Raw genomic sequence first — 17,439 nt, forward strand, 5'->3', positions numbered from 1 at the left:
AAGGTCCGCGGACCGCTGGAGACCGCGCTGGCAGGCGGGGAACGGCTCTACGGGCAGCAGATGGCGGGCTTCGACCTCGCAATCGTGGATGAGGCCCACGGCACCGCCGGTGATCTTGGTCGTCCGTGGGCGGCGATCCACGACAACACCCGGATCCCGGCGGATTTCCGGCTCTACCTGACCGCGACCCCGCGCATCCTGGCGGCGCCCCAGGCGCGCAGGGGCGCGGACGGGCAGCAGGCGGAACTCGCGAGCATGGCCGATGACCCGGACGGGACCTACGGAGCGTGGCTCGCCGAGCTCGGGCTCTCGGAAGCGATCGAGCGCGAGATCCTCGCCGGGTTCGAGATCGACGTCCTGGAGATCCACGACCCCTCCCCCGTCCTCGAAGAGTCGGAGGAGGCGCGGCGCGGCCGGCGCCTGGCGCTGCTGCAGACCGCACTCCTGGAACACACCGCCGCCAGGAACCTGCGCACCGTCATGACCTTCCACCAGAAGATCGAGGAAGCCGCCGCATTCGCGAAGAAACTGCCCGAGACCGCGGCCGAGCTGTACGCCAACGACGCCACAGACGCCGATCTGGCGGCCGCGGAGCAGCTGCCGGCATCGTCTATCGGAGCGGAGTTCTACGAGCTGGAGGCCGGCCGCCACGTACCCCCGGACCGGGTGTGGTCGGCATGGCTGTGCGGCGACCACCTCGTGGCCGAGCGCCGCGAGGTCCTGCGCCAGTTCGCAGGCGGCATCGACGCGGCCGGGCGCCGCGTACACCGCGCCTTCCTCGCCAGCTGCCGCGTGCTCGGTGAGGGCGTGGACATCACCGGCGAACGGGGCGTGGAAGCCGTGTGCTTCGCCGACACCCGCGGCTCGCAGGTGGAAATCGTGCAGAACATCGGACGGGCGCTGAGGCTCAGCAAGGACGGCTCCACCAAGATCGCCCGCATCATCGTGCCCGTCTTCCTCCAGCCCGGCGAGGACCCCACCGACATGATCGCCTCCGCCAGCTACAAACCGCTCGTAGCCGTCCTCCAGGGCCTGCGCTCGCACGACGAGCGCCTGGTCGAACAGCTCGCCTCCCGCGCGCTCACGAGCGGCAAGCGCAAAGTACACGTCCAGCGTGACGAGGACGGGCGGATCATCAGCGCCGGCGGCGCAGGCGACAGCGAGGGAGGCGGTGAAGGCCAGGAGCAGGACGACGCCGGCACGGCCGCCGAAGCGGCCCTGCTGCACTTCTCCAGCCCGCGCAACGCGGCAACGATCGCGGCCTTCCTGCGCACCCGGGTCTACCGGCCCGAATCCCTGGTCTGGCTCGAGGGCTACCAGGCACTGCTGCGGTGGCGGAAGGAGAACGAGATCACCGGCGTCTACGCCGTCCCATACGACACCGAGACCGAGGTCGGCGTCACCAAGGACTTCCCGCTCGGGCGCTGGGTGCACCAGCAGCGCAAGGCACTGCGGGCCGGGGAACTGGAGGACCGGCGCAAGACGCTGCTCGACTTGCCGGAGGCCGGGATGGTATGGGAGCCGGGCGAGGAAGCGTGGGAGAACAAACTCGCCGCACTCAGGTCCTACCGGAAGGCCACCGGACACCTCGCGCCCCGTCAAGACGCACTGTGGGGCGAAGGCGAGGGAGACGACGAGCAGCTGGCCATCGGCCAATTCCTCGCCAACCTCCGCCGCAAACACGGCCTCGGCAAAGACCCGGAACGGGCCGCCGTACGCGCGACACAGCTCACGGAGATCGACGAGGACTGGAACTGCCCCTGGCCACTGAACTGGCAACGCCACTACCGGGTGCTCACCGACCTCGCCGCCGACGAACCTGGTGGGGTGCTACCCGACATCCAGCCCGGGGTGACCTTCGACGGCGACGACATCGGACGATGGCTACAGCGGCAGAAAAACCCGAGCACCTGGACGCAGCTGTCGAGCGAGCAGCAGGAACGACTGACCACGCTCGGCATCAAGCCACTGGAGAAACCCTCTCCCGCCCCAGCGGCACCCCACACGGCGAAGGGCCCGAGCAAAGCACAGCAAGCGTTCCAACGCGGCCTGACCGCCTTGGCGCAATGGATCGAACGAGAAGGCCCCAACCGGCCCGTACCCCGCGGCCACAGCGAGGAAATCGCGGGCGACAGCGAGACGGAGCCGGTGGCGGTGAAACTCGGAGTGTGGGTCTCCAACACCAAAACCCGACGCGCCAAGCTCACCCCCGACCAACTCGCCGCCCTCGCGAAGCTGGGCGTGGACTGGGTGTAGGCGAGTGGGTGGGCTCCGGGGTACGGAGCCCACCCACTCACTTCTTCTTCGGGCGCCGTACGATGCGCCGGGGAGTAGCCAGTCGAGCGATCTTGGTGTCGCTGGCCAGCTTGTCCGGGGTCCCGGTGAAGGCGCGTACCGCCTCAAGCAGTTCCCGGTCCGAGCGAGCGGTCAGCTTGGGCTCGATGATGTCGAGCAGCTTCTTCCACCGCGCCCGAGGCTTGGCGGACCAGAGCTTTGCGGAGATCGGAGCCTCAGTGAAGCTGCGCAGTACGCGGCCAGCCTGGCTGCTCGTCAGCTTCCCGAACAGCTTGTCGTAGCTGGGTACGGCCGCATTGGACACGCCCCACTCGTTTCCGAGGAAGACCTCAACCAGCGTGAGGACGTACTTGCCTTCCACCGCTTCTGGCACGTTGCCGTACTGCCCAACGAGCACGGCAAGGGACCGAGCGGGGGCCAGCTCCGTGTGGAAGTTGTTGTAGCCATGGTGGGCAGCCAGCAGGTCGTCCAGGACCCCGTCAATCTCTGCCGCCCGCTCATTCTCCGGCAGGTAGGCCCCGCCGTCGACGAGATTGAGGAGCTCCTTGGCCGCCCGAGCCTGCGTCATGTCGGCGCTGGCGCTGAATCGGCCGTACTGGACGCCGAAGCGCTGCCGCGCCTCTTCGCTGATCTCAGGCCACAGCTCCGGCCACAGCATGAGGACGTTGTTGGCGACGACCGGTGTGCGGCTGGTGTTGGTGTAGAGGCCGAACAGGCCGGCGCCGAGTGCGTCGGCGCGGTCGGCGGGAAGGTCTTCGAAGAACGCCGTGGTGTTCTTGACCTCGCTCGGGTCGAGCTGGTCCTTCTTGATGTTGGCCAGCAGCTTGCCCGTCTCAGCTGTGATGGTGTCGTATGGCAGGGTGATCACCTGCCGTACGCACGTCTCCAGCCAGGCAGCGAGCTGCATACCGGTGAGTTCCACCTGGTTGGGGTGGGCGGCACTGGCGTAGTTCCGCATGTAGCGGATGTGGTCAACCTGAGCGTGGCCGGTGGCGGAGAGCAGTCCGATCTCGCGAGCGGCACGCAGCAGGTCGATGTCGTCGACCTTGACAAGGTCATCCTGCGTCGACAGGTGCTTCCGGCGGTCATGTGACGGGACGGCGATGTCGAAGAAGTAAGCCAGGTCGTATCCGGCTACGCGTCGGCGAAGCTCGCCAACTGTCTCGTTCCACAGGTAGTTGAGCGCCGCGTCAAAGAGTCCGGCGGCCGCCGCAGTGATCATCTTGCTCACATACACCGACCGGCCGCGGTCTTCCATGGGAAGTCGTCGGAGAGCGCCTCCGAAGCTCGCGAGTGCCTGCTCGCGTTCCGGCAGTTCCACCAGCACTCCGTCTGTCGGGAGCCCGGCCTCGGCAAGCTGGTCGAGCAGCATCTCCTCGAAGCGTTCAAGGTCGTCCACAGCAGGCGGCTGCACCTCTCGGCGCGCTATTTCATTCACCGCTCGAATGTATCCAATGGGACCATCCGACGGTGCTGTGTTTTGTGGTCCGTTCGCAGGTGCAGCAACTCATGCTCCTCTACTTCGGCGTTAGAGCCGAGGTATCTCACGGAACAGCTGCCTCACACGTAACATCTAGAGCGCTCAGGTCAGGCTGTTGAGGATGCGTGCTGAATGGCTGGACCTGCTTGATCCGCTCGGCGTACAGGTCTGGGACGGTTTGCAGCTTGTCCCGCCGAGCCTTATTCCAGCTGGCTTCGGTACGAGAGTCCGGGAATCCGACCATGCGCGGCTTGGGCGGCTCCTGGCCGTCCAAGTGGGCGAGTTCCCACGCGCAGGCATCCAGGGCACTCCGGCCCACATCGGCGTCACCGCCACCGTCTACGCCCACGTCCGACTCCGCCTCCAGCGCGACGCTATTGACGCCCTCGGCACCGCACTCGGCAGCCCGGAGACCACCGAGAGGGCGCGCTCCGACGGCGATGAACCGCCACCCTGCGCAGCCCCCGTCCGCTGACGTTGCCGTCAACTACTGCCGTCAGACCGCGCAGAAGCCCCGTCAGGACACACCTGACGGGGCTTCGCTTTACTTGCGCGAACCTTCACCGGCTATTCGAATAGCTCCGCCTCAAGGCGATATTCGCGCCTCAAGTCCTCCACCAGGCGCCTACGCGCAAATCGCACCACGCCGCGCGCCCACCAGGATTCCTCAGGAATCCTTGGAAACGCATCCGGAATTAGGAGTTCACGGAATCTTGAGTCTACCGCTTCCACTTCTGCACGAAGTGGCACAAGCTCGGGAAAGCTTTGCAGTTCCGCAGATTCCATGGCCCTCGCCAGAGAATCCCTCGATGTCAGATCATTGAAGTAGTCTTCGGCGTCACCCCGATAGCCCTGTTCGCACTCTTCGACGAACGTCCTCCAGCGAGACAGGAGCGCCTCCGGTTCGATGTCACGCCACCGACCAGACTCTCTGACAAAGCTAGAGAACGCGTCGCGGAAGTTCTCAGTACCGTGAGTCATCGGGCCGCCTCCCGCTGGAAGTATGCGAGCGGATCATCTGGCCGGAAATAGGTAGTGATGGTATTTCCGTTCCTCATTCCTATTCTTCCCTGGGAATCCATTCGAATGATGACGCCATCACTTCTAACAGCTTCACGAGCGGCGGCAGGGCAGCTACCGGGACACATCAGCGCCTGCGCGTCCGCGACGTACCTTTCAAACCCATCATCCGTGTCATATTCCGGCATATCAGGCCTACGGGTGGGGTTTCCGGAATCATCGAGACCCAGGACATGCTTGTCGTACTTCTCGTCCGCAACACCAATCTTGAAGTCGCAGTTGCTGTTGTGAACCAGGACCGGTGTCTTACCCGCCAGCACATAGTACGTGTGGAGGCCTTCGACCGTGAGATTATACGTACGCGCGTGCTGGCTGAACGGCCGGTTTTTCTCCACTGTGACCGTGGTGCCATCATCGCTGAGCAATGCCATGCCAGGCTGGAGCGAACCGGCTTCCACCCATTGATTATCGGAGGGCGACCAGAAGGGATGCTCGTGCGTGGCGGTGAGCTTACGAGGGCCGTCTTCCGTCGCGATCGTAAGTTCGTTGAAGTGCTTGTCGCTGTCGGTGCGTATCAGGCGAGTCACCTTGCGACTTCCGGACTTTCCTGTCCTGGGGTCTGTCGCGGAGACCTTGTCGCCGATTTTGATGTCTTCGATTTCCTTGGTGGAACCATCGGCCATGAGGACGTCCGTGCCGGCAAGGAAACAGTTGCAGCCTCGAGTGAATAGCCCTCTCAGCTTCGCCCCAATTCGTTCGAGGAAGGGAGCTGCGGCAGCTCCAGCAGTGGCCGATCCTCCGGCGGCGACCTCGATCTCACCAAGAATGAAGTCGGTCGCGATGTAGAAGCACACCTCGGCCGCCAATGTGCAAGTGCCAATCGCGGCCATGGCGACGCCGACCCATGGATGGCTCGAGTCAAGGAGGCCGAGGTCGGACGCCTCTGTGCAGAAAGCCCCGTTGTGCGGATCTGAAGCGCCACCGGTGGACCCGCACTTATTTATCGCCCACATATGGATGGCATCCAGGTAATTGGATGTGAAGATTCCAAAATGGGGCATTTCTTCAGGGCTGGGAATCTCCATGCCGGCGATGTTGGGCTTTTTGCCCTTGACAGGACCCTTGGCGGGTGCCTTGTCCTGCGATGGTTTGGTGGGGCCGGCCCCGGGTCCGCTGTTGTCTCTGGCGCCGGTGTTCTTGTCTATGCCCGATTTTTGATCAGGGGTGCAGTACTTGATGTCCCAGGAGCAGGTTCCGGGTGTGGAGCCGAGTTCGAGGCCGGTCGGGTCGCTGAAGGTGACGGGTGAGTTGTTGGCGTAGGTGTACCCGTTCATCTGGAGCGGGTCGTCGAAATGGATGATGGGGTCGGCGGAGAGGAAGCGGCCGGTGTTCTGGTCGTATTCTCGTGCGCCGATGTGTGTGAGCCCGGTGGTGGTGTCGTCGATTCCGACGCCGAGGTAGCTTCGCTTGTTGGGCCAGTCTGCGGGCTTGGAGCCGCGGAGTTCGCCGTAGGGCTTAAAGGAGCGGCGGGTTACTGGCTGGGTGTTGGAGATTTCGACCGTGGTGTTGCTGGTGCCGAGGTGGTCGGCAAGGAGGACGGCGAGTTTGTGGCTGGAGGTGGGCGAGCCGTTGGTGGTGCGGGTGATGGTGGGTGCGCCCGCTTGGGTGTAGGAGCGTGAGGCGCGGGTGATGAGTCCGACGGAGTCGGTGGTCAGTTCCGTCTCGCCGAGGTAGAGCGTGCTGCCTGTGGGCGAGCTTTCCAGCAGACGGTTGCCCGCGGCATCGTAGACGTAAGTGATCGTGCTGTTGCCGATGGCATTTGACTCGAGCTTCTGCTCGGCCGTCCACTGCAGGGTCTGGGTCTGGGTGCCGCCGAGGATGGTGCGGGTCTTGGTCGTGCCGGTTGTGTTGTAGGTGTAGGTGCTGCTCGTGCCTGCGGTGGGGGATGTGGCTGAAGTCAGGGTGTGGGGCTGGGTGGTGCTGTAGGTGTAGGTGTAGTTGGTGTTTTTGCTGGGGTCGCCGGCCGGGTCGTGGTCGGTCGCCTTGGTGCGGTTGCCGAGCCAGTCGTAGGTGAAGGACTGGCGGTAGGCGGCGGAGCCGGTGACAGCGGTGCCCGAGGCGACGGTGCCCGCGGCGGGTGCCGTGTCGGCGAGGCCCGCGGGGGCGGGGGTGGGCTGTCCGTCGGCCTTCTTCGGGGCCTGATGGGCCGCGTCGGCGACGGGCCCGCTGGAAGGGGTTCCGGTGCTGTCGTATCCCCAGGTGGCTCCTGAGGTCGACTTGCAACCGGCGCCCTTGCCGTTGGGCGTGATGTTCGAGGTCCAGGCGTTGACGAGTTCACCCATGGCGTCATAGGTGAAGCACTGGTTGTCCCAGGTCGTGAGGCTGGAGGTTTCCGCGTTCTGCCGTGCGCTCGCGGTGATCATGCCGGAGGCGTCGTAGGCGTATCCGGTGTCCGAAATACGGTGGGGCCCTGCGGTCTCCCGGTCGGTCACGGTGCGCATCAGGCGGCCGGTGTGATCGTCGATGAAGTTGGTCGTCCACAGGCGGTAGGGCTGTGCGCTGGAGACCGAGCGCAGGACTTCGCCGTAGGGCGAGTAGGTGACGTCGGAGGTGTACCAGGTGAGGCCGGAGGTGGACTCGGGCAGACCGTCTTCGTCGTAGCGGGTGATGACCTTTTCTTCCGCCAGACCGCCCTTAGCGGGGAGGGTGACGGACAGCGGCTTGCCTGTGGGGGTGTAGGTGTAGCTGTAGGTGTATGTGCCGGCGAGGCCGGTGGTCATCGCGTTTTGCGGGATGACGGTCTGGCGCCCGGTCGGCCGGTATTCGGTGTCGTAGCCGGTTACCCGGTCGATGTACTCGTCGCCGGAGGGGCTGATCCGCTTGGCCTCGTAGGGCAGGCCGAGTGCCCCGTCCTGGTCGTAGGTGAATTTCTTGATGGGCTTGGCGGTGGGTGTGCCCGCGCTGACCGCGGTGACTCGGCCGAGGGTGTCGTAGGTCGTGTAGACCGACTGCTGGAGTTCGTCCGTGACGACCTTGGGGCGATCGGCTTCGTCGTACTGCGTTGTGGTGGTGCCGGTGTCGGGGTCCTTGGTGGAGGTGACCCGGCCCCGTGCGTCGTAGATGTAGGTCCAGGCGTTGCCGGCAGGGTCGGTGACCTTGTTGCGGTTGCCGCGCTTGTCGTAGGCGTAGGTGGTGGTGCGGGTATTGCCGGAGCCGGTGTGGTGCCTGACCTGGATGACGCGGCCGAGGGCGTCGGCGACCGTGGTGATGGTGGGGCTGGTGGAGCCGGCGGGGTCGACGGTGACGCTGGTGTCGGCGTGGTAGGTGGTGATGGTCGGGGTCTGCCTCAGCTGCCCGTGGTAGGGCGTCTGCCAGACCGGGCGCTCCAGGCCGTCGTAGGTGGTCTTGACCGAGTTCGGGACGAGGGTGGGGGACTGGACCTTGAACAGTTCGGTGGTGGGGTCGCCCTTGGCGAGGTAGCCGCCGGTCTGTTCGGAGACCAGGCCGTGGTCGTTGTAGTGGGTGTCGGTGACGATGCGGCCGGGGCCGTGGGCCTCGGACTGGGTCTGGACCTGGCGCATCAAGCCGTCGTAGATCGTGACCTGGCTGGCGTAGGTGCCGTCGTCCTTGAGCGCCTTGACGATGACGGCTGCCGGCCGGGTCTCGCTGGGTGTGGCGGTGGCGGGCTGGTAGGCGATCTCGACATTGGGCGTCTGGGTGCCGGCCGAGCGGGAGGCGGACCAGCCCTTGGTGAGGCGGCCGAGGTCGTCGTATTCGGTGCGGGTGACGCGGTTGTTGGGATCGGTGACCGTCAGTGGCAGAGCGCGGCCGGGGTCGTAGGTGGTGGTGGTGATGTATTTCTTAGTGTCGACCGTTTTGATGGCCTTGGTGGAGGTGACCGGGCCGCCGTCATCGCCGCCGGGGAGGTACTGGGTCTCCGTTGTGCCGACACCCGGTGCGGTCATGGTGAGGGGGCGGCCGAGGGGATCGTAGGTGGTAGTCGTGGTGACGGAGTAGGTGGTGCCGGTGCCGTCGATCTGATCGACAGCGGTGATGAGGCCCTTGGTGGGAGCAGCACCTTGGGCGAGGCCGTCGTAGCGAGTGTGGACCGAGCCCTTGAGCTCGGTGGCGGGGTCGGCGGTGTCGTTGTCGATGCAGGTGGTGGCGGTGGTACGGACGCTGCTGGGCAGTCCGATCAACCACACGTCGGTGTTGCGGACGTAAATGGTCTTGGTGCAGGTGGGTTCGGAGAGGGTTTCTCCGCCGGTGCCGTTCGGGGCGACGACCGTGCTCTCGACCGCGGTGGGCAGGCCGTAGGTCGCATCACGTTCGAGGGTGGTGGTGCGGATACCTCGCCAGCTGGTGCCGACGGTCTGGATGGTGTCGGTCCGCTTGACGCTAGTGCGGTAGGCGCGCAGGGTGGTGAGGTCGCTGCCGTCTTCGGCCTTTCGGGTGCGGGAGGCCGTCTCGACCGCTGCGTCGGGGAAGGTGCGGGTGCGGGTGGTGAACTCGCTGGGCTTCTTGTAGGAGTTCAGGTAGGTGAGGGTTTCGGCGGTCATGCCGGCGTACTGCGGGGCGTCGTCGGTGAGCAGGACGGTGCCGTCGATGGAGTCCTTGACCTCGCCACCGACACCCTGGAAGTAGCGGGTGACAGAACGTGACTGCGTGGGCGGGGGTACAGCTCCCGGGTTCCACCAGCCGGCGACCATCTTTCTGCGGCCCTTGTCGACAGTGACCTGCCGGTAGCCGCGCCAGTCGCTGTAGGTGCGCAGGGCGGGGCGGAGGAATTCGTCGTCGCTCTTGGCCCAGGCGGGGCCGGAGTAGTTGTACGTGGTCGTGATGGGGGTGTTGAACAGGGTGGCGACCTTGTCGGTCTCGGTGACTGAGGCGACGAGGTATTTGTTGAACCAGGCCTTGGCGGGGGTCTTCTCCTCACCGTCGGGGGACCAGCGGACCGGGTAGCAGGTGCCGTTGGCCTTGCCCGCGTCGGTGGCCGGCTGGAACTGGCAGCCGCCGGTGTATTCGACTTCGATGTCGGCTCCGGCTTCGGTGGCGACGACGCCGATGCGGGGCCGGGTGAAAGCGGGACGCTTGTCACCCGAGAATCTGGGGACAAGGTTGGGCAGCTGCTTGTCCGTGAGGTACGCCTTGAGTGGGGATGTCGACTTCACTTCGTAGTGGGCGAAGCTGACGCCGTCCTTGGACTGGGCGGTGCCGCCGTTCGGGGGAGTTTCGCCGGGTCCGTAGCCGGTGCGGGTGATGGAGTTCAGCCACAGACCGGGGGCAGTGTCGTACCAGTCTTCGGGGAAGGACTGGTGGAGGGTGTAGACGTCGACGTATCCCAGACCGGTGGTCTGACCTCCACGAGCAGCCTTGGTGGTGACGGTGTCGAGGCGGATCTGGGTCCAGAACGAGGGGAATCCGGGGCAGAGCTTGGAGGTGTTCTTGCAGTTCAGCGAGCCGGGGGTGTCCCACCAGGGCCGGTAGGCGCCAGGGTCGCCGGTCTTGGCGAAGTTGGCCGCGTCACAGACGGTGGCGGACTTCAGGCAGCGCTGCTGGACGCCGAACTCGACCGTGGCGGACGCCTTGGTCAGGTCGGCGGCACGCATGCCGTACTCGATCTTGGTGGGGTAGGCGGCGCGCTCGTACTGCTCGGGGGTGTTGCGCTTGTCGCGGACGGCGTAGTAGTTCGTCTCCTGCTTCCAGTTGACGATCATGATGTTGCCGTGGATGTCCTCGACCTTGTCCAGGCCCCAGCGCCACGCCTGCTGTCTGGGCTTATTCGTGGCTGGATCCGTGCCGCAGCGGGAGTCGGCGAAGGTGTCGGCGTGGCATGGCTCGCCGGGGTGGTTGCCGAAGACGGGAACGGTGGAGACCGAGTTGGTGTCGGCGTGGCCACCGCCCACCTTGTTGAGGCCGAAGTGGTACTTGGTGCCGTCGGTGGTGGTGACGGTCCAGTACTCGCCGTTGTCGTCGCCGTTGGCGGTGCTGCCCTCGATCGTCCGGGGGTGGTGCTCGATGCGGGTGCCGTCGTCGCGCTGGGGGTGGTAGGTCTCGGTGTCGGACTCGGGGTCGCTGGTGGAGGCGGCGTCGCGGACGAGTTCGGTGGTGCTGCCGCCCAGGGACATGACGGCGTTGTAGGACACCCAGCACAGATCGCTGGTCTTGTCGGCCTTGGTGGTGTTGTTGGGGGTGTCGTCACCCAGCTTGTGGGTGTCGTCCTTGCAGGTGCGGTAGCGGCGTTCGATGAAGCCGGGGCTGTAGTCCCAGCCCTCGCCGATCCAGGACGCCTGGGGCGAGGAGACGGCGGTCTTGCCGTCGACGGCCTGCGAGTTGTAGGAGAGCGTGACGTTCGGTGCGGGGCCGGCCGGGGCGGGCGGCAGGGTTATCGGGTAGGACCAGGTGAACGCGCCGGACGAGCCGCCTGCGCTCCATGTGCCGCTGGAGGCGAGCGGGGTGGCCTTGAAGGATCCGCCGGGGCCGGCGCCGGAGTCCACCGCGCCGATGACGGCTTTGTCGCCGCCCGTGGCGGCGGGGGTGGCGGTGGTATAGGAGGCCTGCATGACTGCGGGGCCGGACTGGGGGGTGCTGCTCGTGGAGGCGGGGGTGACGGTTCCGTCGGCGGCGGTGTCGACCGTCGCCTTCACCGTGTGGGTGACGGGGTCGTTGACGGTCTCGAGTTCCTCGTAGGCCTGGCACGCCTCGTCGAGGGGCTTGGTGAGGTAGCACTCGGGGAACTGCACCAGGCGCAGGCGTGAGGCCCAGTCGGCTCCGTGGAGGAGCTCGAAGTTTTTGTAGTTGAGTGCGACGTTGATGGGTACCGAGCCGGTGGCGGGGGCTTGGACCGTGACGAGGGTGCCGATCTTGAGGGCTTCTTCGACGTTTTTGGTGGTGTCGGTGCTGCGGTCGACGGTGCTGCGGTCGAGGACGCTGAACTGCCAGGTGCCGGTCGGGGCGGGCTGGTTGGCCGCCTTTCCGGCAAGGAGGGGCAGGTTGGGGATCTGGGTGAGCGGGCCTTCTTCGGCGGTCGTCGCCGTCGTGGTGGCGGTGGTTGCCGAGGCGGGGCTGACGGCGGAGCCGAAGGTGAACGCTTCGGTGTCGGGGGCCGGGGTGGTCGTGGTGCCGGCGGGTGCCTGCTGCAGGTCGGTGGGGCTCTCGGCCTTGAGGGTGTTGAGGTCTTTTTCGAAGGTCTGGCCGTCGGCGGGCTTGTCGATCTCGACCTTTTCGAGGGCCAGGGGGTCGGTGTCGGCGATGGTTTCGCGGCCGGTTTCGACGTTCGTGGGGTCGGGCGGCATGGCCAGGGACTGGGCAGGCAGCAGGCCCACCAGCAGCGCGGCCCCGATGGCGGGTATGACGGTGCGGCGGGCCCGGCGGGTGCGGCGGTGACGAGCGAACAAGGCGGGGTCCTCCGGACCACTGGGAGCGGGAACCGGAGTCGGACCGCAGATGATGACAGTTCAGATCGGAAGATTCTGGGGGCGGATCGTGAAGGAAGACCAGAGGTTATGACCCCGCTGTGATTATCTTCACGGAACGTAATCATGCAGCTACGGGCAAGCATGCCGGTAAGGGGTTTCTCCCGGCGAAGCCCTAGGTCAGATCATCAAGCCCGCCAAACTGCATGATCACTACATCAAGTCGCGAAACACCCGCTCCCGGCTTCACTTCAGGCCGGTTTCACCGCGTCTGTCCCCCGCGCGGGCCTGGCGGGCAGAACTTGGAAAGGCCAGGGCCCTAACTGGCGGAGCCCGGGGAACGCGGCACGGGGCCCGGCCGGGCTCTAAGGAGGCAGGTGACGGAGGGCGGTTGATGGGTCATCATCGGCTCGCCCGGCCATGCCTGCGTGAAAGGTGCTCCGCCTCGGACTCCCCCGCTATGACGTCTTGGTCGGCTTCGTGGTTTCAGCCGGTGCCCTGAGAGCCCCGGATCCAGGGAAGTAGAGGGGTTCTCTCCTGATGAGACAGACATGGCAGCGGCCCGCTGTCCGGCGTGTGAGCGCTTTGGTGACCGCGGCCGCGCTCGCGGCGGGCGGCATCGCGTACGCGGGCTTCCACGCCGTCTCCCCCGACGGCCCGTCCGCAAGGACGGAAGACGGCCGGGACGGGAAAAGCGGGCCTCGGACGGTGAGTGCGGCGTCCGCGGCTTCGCTGGCCCGCAAGAGCGGCAAGCCGGTGGAGGTCACAGCGCTACGGACGATCCGTTCGACGACGTGGGCGCGTCCGGACGGACTGACGACGAAGAAGCTGTACGCCTCGCCGATCTGGGCCAAGGTCGGCCAGGAATGGAAGGCGATCGACACCACGCTGCGGCGGACGGGCAAGGGCTGGTCGCCCGCGGCCACGAACACTCCCCTGGTGTTCTCGGCCGGCAGCAAGGCCGACGGCACGGAGCGGGCCTCGCGCACGCAGGTGCGCCGTGTTTCGCTGGTGAAGGGTTACAAGGCCGAGGCCGGTACGGGCAGTGCGCTGGTCACGCTCACCGTCGGCGGCACGGCCGAGATCCCTGAGCTTCATCAGATCCAGCTGACCTGGCCCGGGCCCGTGCCCGCGCCGGTCATCGATGGATCGCGGGCGCTGTATCCGGAGATCTTCCCGGGTGCCGATCTGGTGCTGACGGCCGAGGACGACGGCTTCGCCCAGCTGCTCGTCCTGAAGAACCGGCAGGCCGCGGCCGACCCGCACATCGCGCAGCTGTCGTACGGACTGTCCTCGCCCACACTGTCCTTCCGTCTCGACCCGGCCTCGGGCATCGTCGGGGCCGAGGACGGGGACGGCCAGGAGGTGGCGCTGTCGCCGACGCCGGTGATGTGGGACAGCAGCGGTCCTCCGGCCGTGACCGACGGTGAGCTGGGGGCGTCGTCGCAGCCGACCGCGCCGGAGTCCGTCGAGCCGCCGGCCACAACGAGCGCCGCCCCGCAGCCCAGCACGAGCACCGAGGAGCTGGCCGACGACAACGTCGATCCCGAGGGCGAGGTGCTGCCCACCGCCACGGACGAGCCGGCACCCACCCTGACCGATCCGCCGCTGCCCCCGGTCCCTGCCGAACCGACGCCGGAGCCGTCCCAGACCGGCTCGGCCGCCACGCTGAGTCTGCCGCTGCTCAACGGCCCCTCGCCCGCATCCCGCGGGGATGTGGTCGAAAGCGACCTGGGCGAGGGAACCTGGCTTCTTACGCCGGATAAGGACTTCCTGAACGACCCGGCCACCGTCTACCCGGTCTTCATCGACCCGACAGTCAAGAAGCACACCCAGGACTGGACCACCGCCTACAGCCGTCACCCCAAGGCCAGCTTCTTCAACGGCAAGGACTTCAACAAGGGCGGCACCCACGAGGCCCGGGTCGGATTCGAGTCCGATACCTGGGGGACCTCCCGCTCGTACTTCAACATCGCCTTCGACAAGAACCTCCAGGGTGCCAAGATCCAGAAGGCCACCCTGCGGCTGCTGGAGACCTACTCCTGGTCCTGCGACGCGCGGTCCATGTCCGTGCACCTCACCGGTGCGATCGACGCGCGCACCACCTGGCGAAACGCACCCGCCCTGACCGACGACAACCTGGCCGCCTCGCCGCGGAGCTTCGCGCACGGCTACAAGACCGGCTGCCACGACGAGTACGAGACCTTCGATGTGAAGGCAGCGGTCCAGAAGACGGCCGACAAGGGCAAGGGCCTGATCACCTTCGGCATGCGGGCCAGGGACGAGAAGACCCAGTACGCGTGGAAGAAGTTCACGGCCGACGGCGACAACGCCCCCGTGCTCGAGCTGACCTACAACCGTCCCCCCACGCCTCCCACGAGCCACGACCTCGACCCCGACTTCAAGTGCACCACCTCGCCCCCCTACGTCAGGGTCGGCGCCTCCAGCCTCACCTTCACCGCCCGCTCCACCGACAAAGACGGCAATCTCGCCTACCTCGACTTCGCGCTGTGGCCGACCGGCAAGTGGTCCACCACCGGCGACCTGCTCAAGTCCACCGGCACCGTCTCCGTCGGCGCGGACACCTCCGACGCCAAGCGCACCACATCCGCCTTCTCCACCGCCGGTCTGACCAACAACGTCAGCTACTCCTGGACGGTCAGGGCCGTCGACGCGGCCGGCAGCTCCTCGGCCTACACACCCAAGGTCCCCTGCCGCTTCATCTACGACACCCTCGCCCCCAGGACCCCCAAGGTCACCTCCACCGACTTCCCCAACGCCGACGGCACCACCAACGACAACTCCTTCGGCAACGAGCCCGAAGACTCCAACTGGTCGAAGAAGAAGTTCGGCACCCCCGGATCCTTCACCTTCCAGGCCTTCGACACCGACGTCGTCCGCTACGAATACGGCTTCAACGCCAACAGCTACCCCTACACCCTGACCCGCGCCGCCGGAAGCTCCCTCACGGTCGGCATCTCCAACGCCAAGCCTCCCGCCGCCGGGCCCAACGTGCTCTACGTGCGCGTCGTCGACGGCGCCGGCCACGTCTCCGAACCCAGGAAATACTTCTTCTACGTCACCCCCCGCGACCAAGCGGACGCCGCAGGCGACTTCACCGGCGACGGACTGCCCGACCTCTTCTCCATCTCCGCCGGCAGCAACCTGCGCCTGTTCCCCTCCCAGGGCGACAACAGCACCCCGCCCAAGGGCACCGGCAAGTTCGACTACTCCATGTCCGGCGCCTACCGGCTCAACCCCGACAAGGACCCCAACGGCGGCGACGGAAAACCCATCTTCACCGCACCTCTGGCAGGACACTTCAAGGATGCGCTGATCACCCACAACGGCGACTTCTACGGCGGCGACGGCCTGCAGGACCTCATCGTCCGCGCCGAAGGCAAACTGTGGATGTATCCCGGCGACGGATACGGAGCCGTCAACGTCACCAAGCGCCGCGAGATCCTCCTGCCCGCCAATGCCCCCTCCCCCTCCTCCCTCGACCAGATCACCGCCACTGCAGACGTCACCGGCGACAAGCTCCCCGACATGTTCGCCACCACCGGCGACCAGCTGTGGGCCTTCCTCGGCTACACCGGCGCCTCCTTCACCGAAGCCCGCCTGATCACCGGCGGCACCTGGGCCGACCGCGACATCGTCACCGTCGCCGACATCAGCGGAGACAACGTCCCCGACCTCCTCTTCCGCGGCCCCGTCGCCGACAAGGGACTCATCCTGCGCAAGGGCAAACCCTCTGGCGGAGGCGTCGACCTCGCCTCCCTCGCCACCGAAGCCAGCTCCCTTACCGGCCTCGACACCGTCTACGGCACCGGCGGATGGACCACAGACCAGATGAAATTCGTCATCGGAACCCCCGACGTCGACCACGACACCGACACCACACCCGACATCTGGGCCATGACCATCGACGGAACCCTCTACTTCTACCCCGGAACACGCACCACCCACGGCGCACGCATCCCCGCCAGCTGGATCAACTGGACAGGCACCCGCACCTTCGGCTGACCTGCCCCAGCAAAAAGAAAACAAGGAGGGGGAGGCGACCGCACCACGGCCGTCTCCCCCTCCCCCATGTGGCCGAACAACGGCGGCGTCCCGTCCGGCGAAGCCGTCGCTCGAACGACCTCCGGGCGCCTCCTGGAACAGCGCGAGACCTGAGCCTGCAGAACCGAACACTCGCCCTGCTGGCGGCGTCGAAATCAGCGAAAGCTAATGCTGAAACGACATGCTCAGCATCTGTCTGAAGAGCCCGGTCTCACTGAGCAGGCAGCAGGGGCCTGCAAAGGGACAGGGGGAACCGCAACGGGGGTACACGCAACGGTGCGATACCTGCGAGGCATCCTTCGAACGCGCAGGAGGAACAGGGCAGCACAGCACCCAGAGACATCCGGCGGCACAACGTCAGGAAGCAGAACCGCCCCCGAGATCGACTTGACGAACTAAGTTCCGCTTGAGGAATGGTCGTACAACCTTGAACGGCCCGCGTGAGTCCTTCGGTCGAGGCATGCAGGCACCTCGACCATGGACTTCGGGAGGAATCCCTTTGAATCGCCTCAGCCCTGCCGGCCGACGCCTCGCCGTCGACGGCACGGTCGCTCTCACAGTGCCGGCCGGCACGGCCATCAGTATTGCCTCCGTGCTCGCCGCACCGGCTTGATGGCCGAGAGCCGGCCATCAAGGGGATGCGCCGCTCCTACCGTCGACAAGGACACCGGTAACTGGGAAGCCCCTTTCCGAGGCGGTAGGGCGCTCCCCCTTGGCGCCCCGTGCTCGTACGGCACCCGTCCCATCATTAGGCGGTGACGCTGTCCGGTACGGATCGATGGCTCATGTGCGTGCCGAAGGACAGCACCGGGACGCTGACGGGCCGGGCGGCGGCCCCGTCCCGGGACCCCTCCTCCGACCCAGACCCGTCCGCGGAACAGCGGTAGGAGCGGGACGACACGGGGTGGCCGGCCGGGAACGGCCGTCCGGGGCGGGCCGGTTCCGGGTCGGCCGGGTCCTGCCCCTCCGGATCGGGCCGGGCTCGTGGCGACGCCCTGGGTCGTCGCTTTTCGATCATGCCCGGGGGCGGCGCGAGGCGGGATGGAGGGGGCCGCTACTCTCCTCCCCTCTAGGGGTCGTCTTCAAAGGTGATTAAGTGGTGAGGGATCATGCTTGTCGTGGTGCGTCGTCATGAGCTTTCGGATGCCGAGTGGGCTGTGTTGT

At 66.5% G+C, this 17,439-nt stretch carries 4 protein-coding genes; 2 read left to right on the forward strand and 2 right to left on the reverse strand.

All coding sequences use genetic code 11. From position 1 onward, the window contains the following. The coding region (locus ACZ66Z_RS36210; protein WP_469940207.1) for a helicase associated domain-containing protein at positions 1-2,256 on the forward strand (2,256 nt) is incomplete at its 5' end. Positions 2,257-2,293: 37 nt separating this feature from the next. On the opposite strand, the gene ACZ66Z_RS36215 is transcribed toward ACZ66Z_RS36210, so the two are convergent. Both ACZ66Z_RS36215 and ACZ66Z_RS36220 read right to left on the reverse strand, forming a co-directional pair. Beyond that, the gene (locus tag ACZ66Z_RS36215; RefSeq protein WP_469940209.1) at positions 2,294-3,694 is read right to left on the reverse strand and encodes a hypothetical protein; all 1,401 of its coding nucleotides are present in this window, start codon (positions 3,692-3,694) and stop codon (positions 2,294-2,296) included. A gap of 1,058 nt (positions 3,695-4,752) precedes the next feature. Beyond that, the gene (locus ACZ66Z_RS36220; protein ID WP_469940212.1) at positions 4,753-12,090 is read right to left on the reverse strand and encodes a polymorphic toxin-type HINT domain-containing protein; all 7,338 of its coding nucleotides are present in this window, start codon (positions 12,088-12,090) and stop codon (positions 4,753-4,755) included. Positions 12,091-12,750: 660 nt separating this feature from the next. On the opposite strand from ACZ66Z_RS36220, the gene ACZ66Z_RS36225 reads away from it, so the two are divergent. Further along, complete coding sequence (locus ACZ66Z_RS36225; protein WP_469940211.1) at positions 12,751-16,236, forward strand: DNRLRE domain-containing protein; 3,486 nt, start codon at positions 12,751-12,753, stop codon at positions 16,234-16,236. The last annotated feature ends 1,203 nt before the right edge of the window (positions 16,237-17,439 follow it).

It is taken from the genome of Streptomyces sp. NPDC107498, from assembly GCF_055582805.1.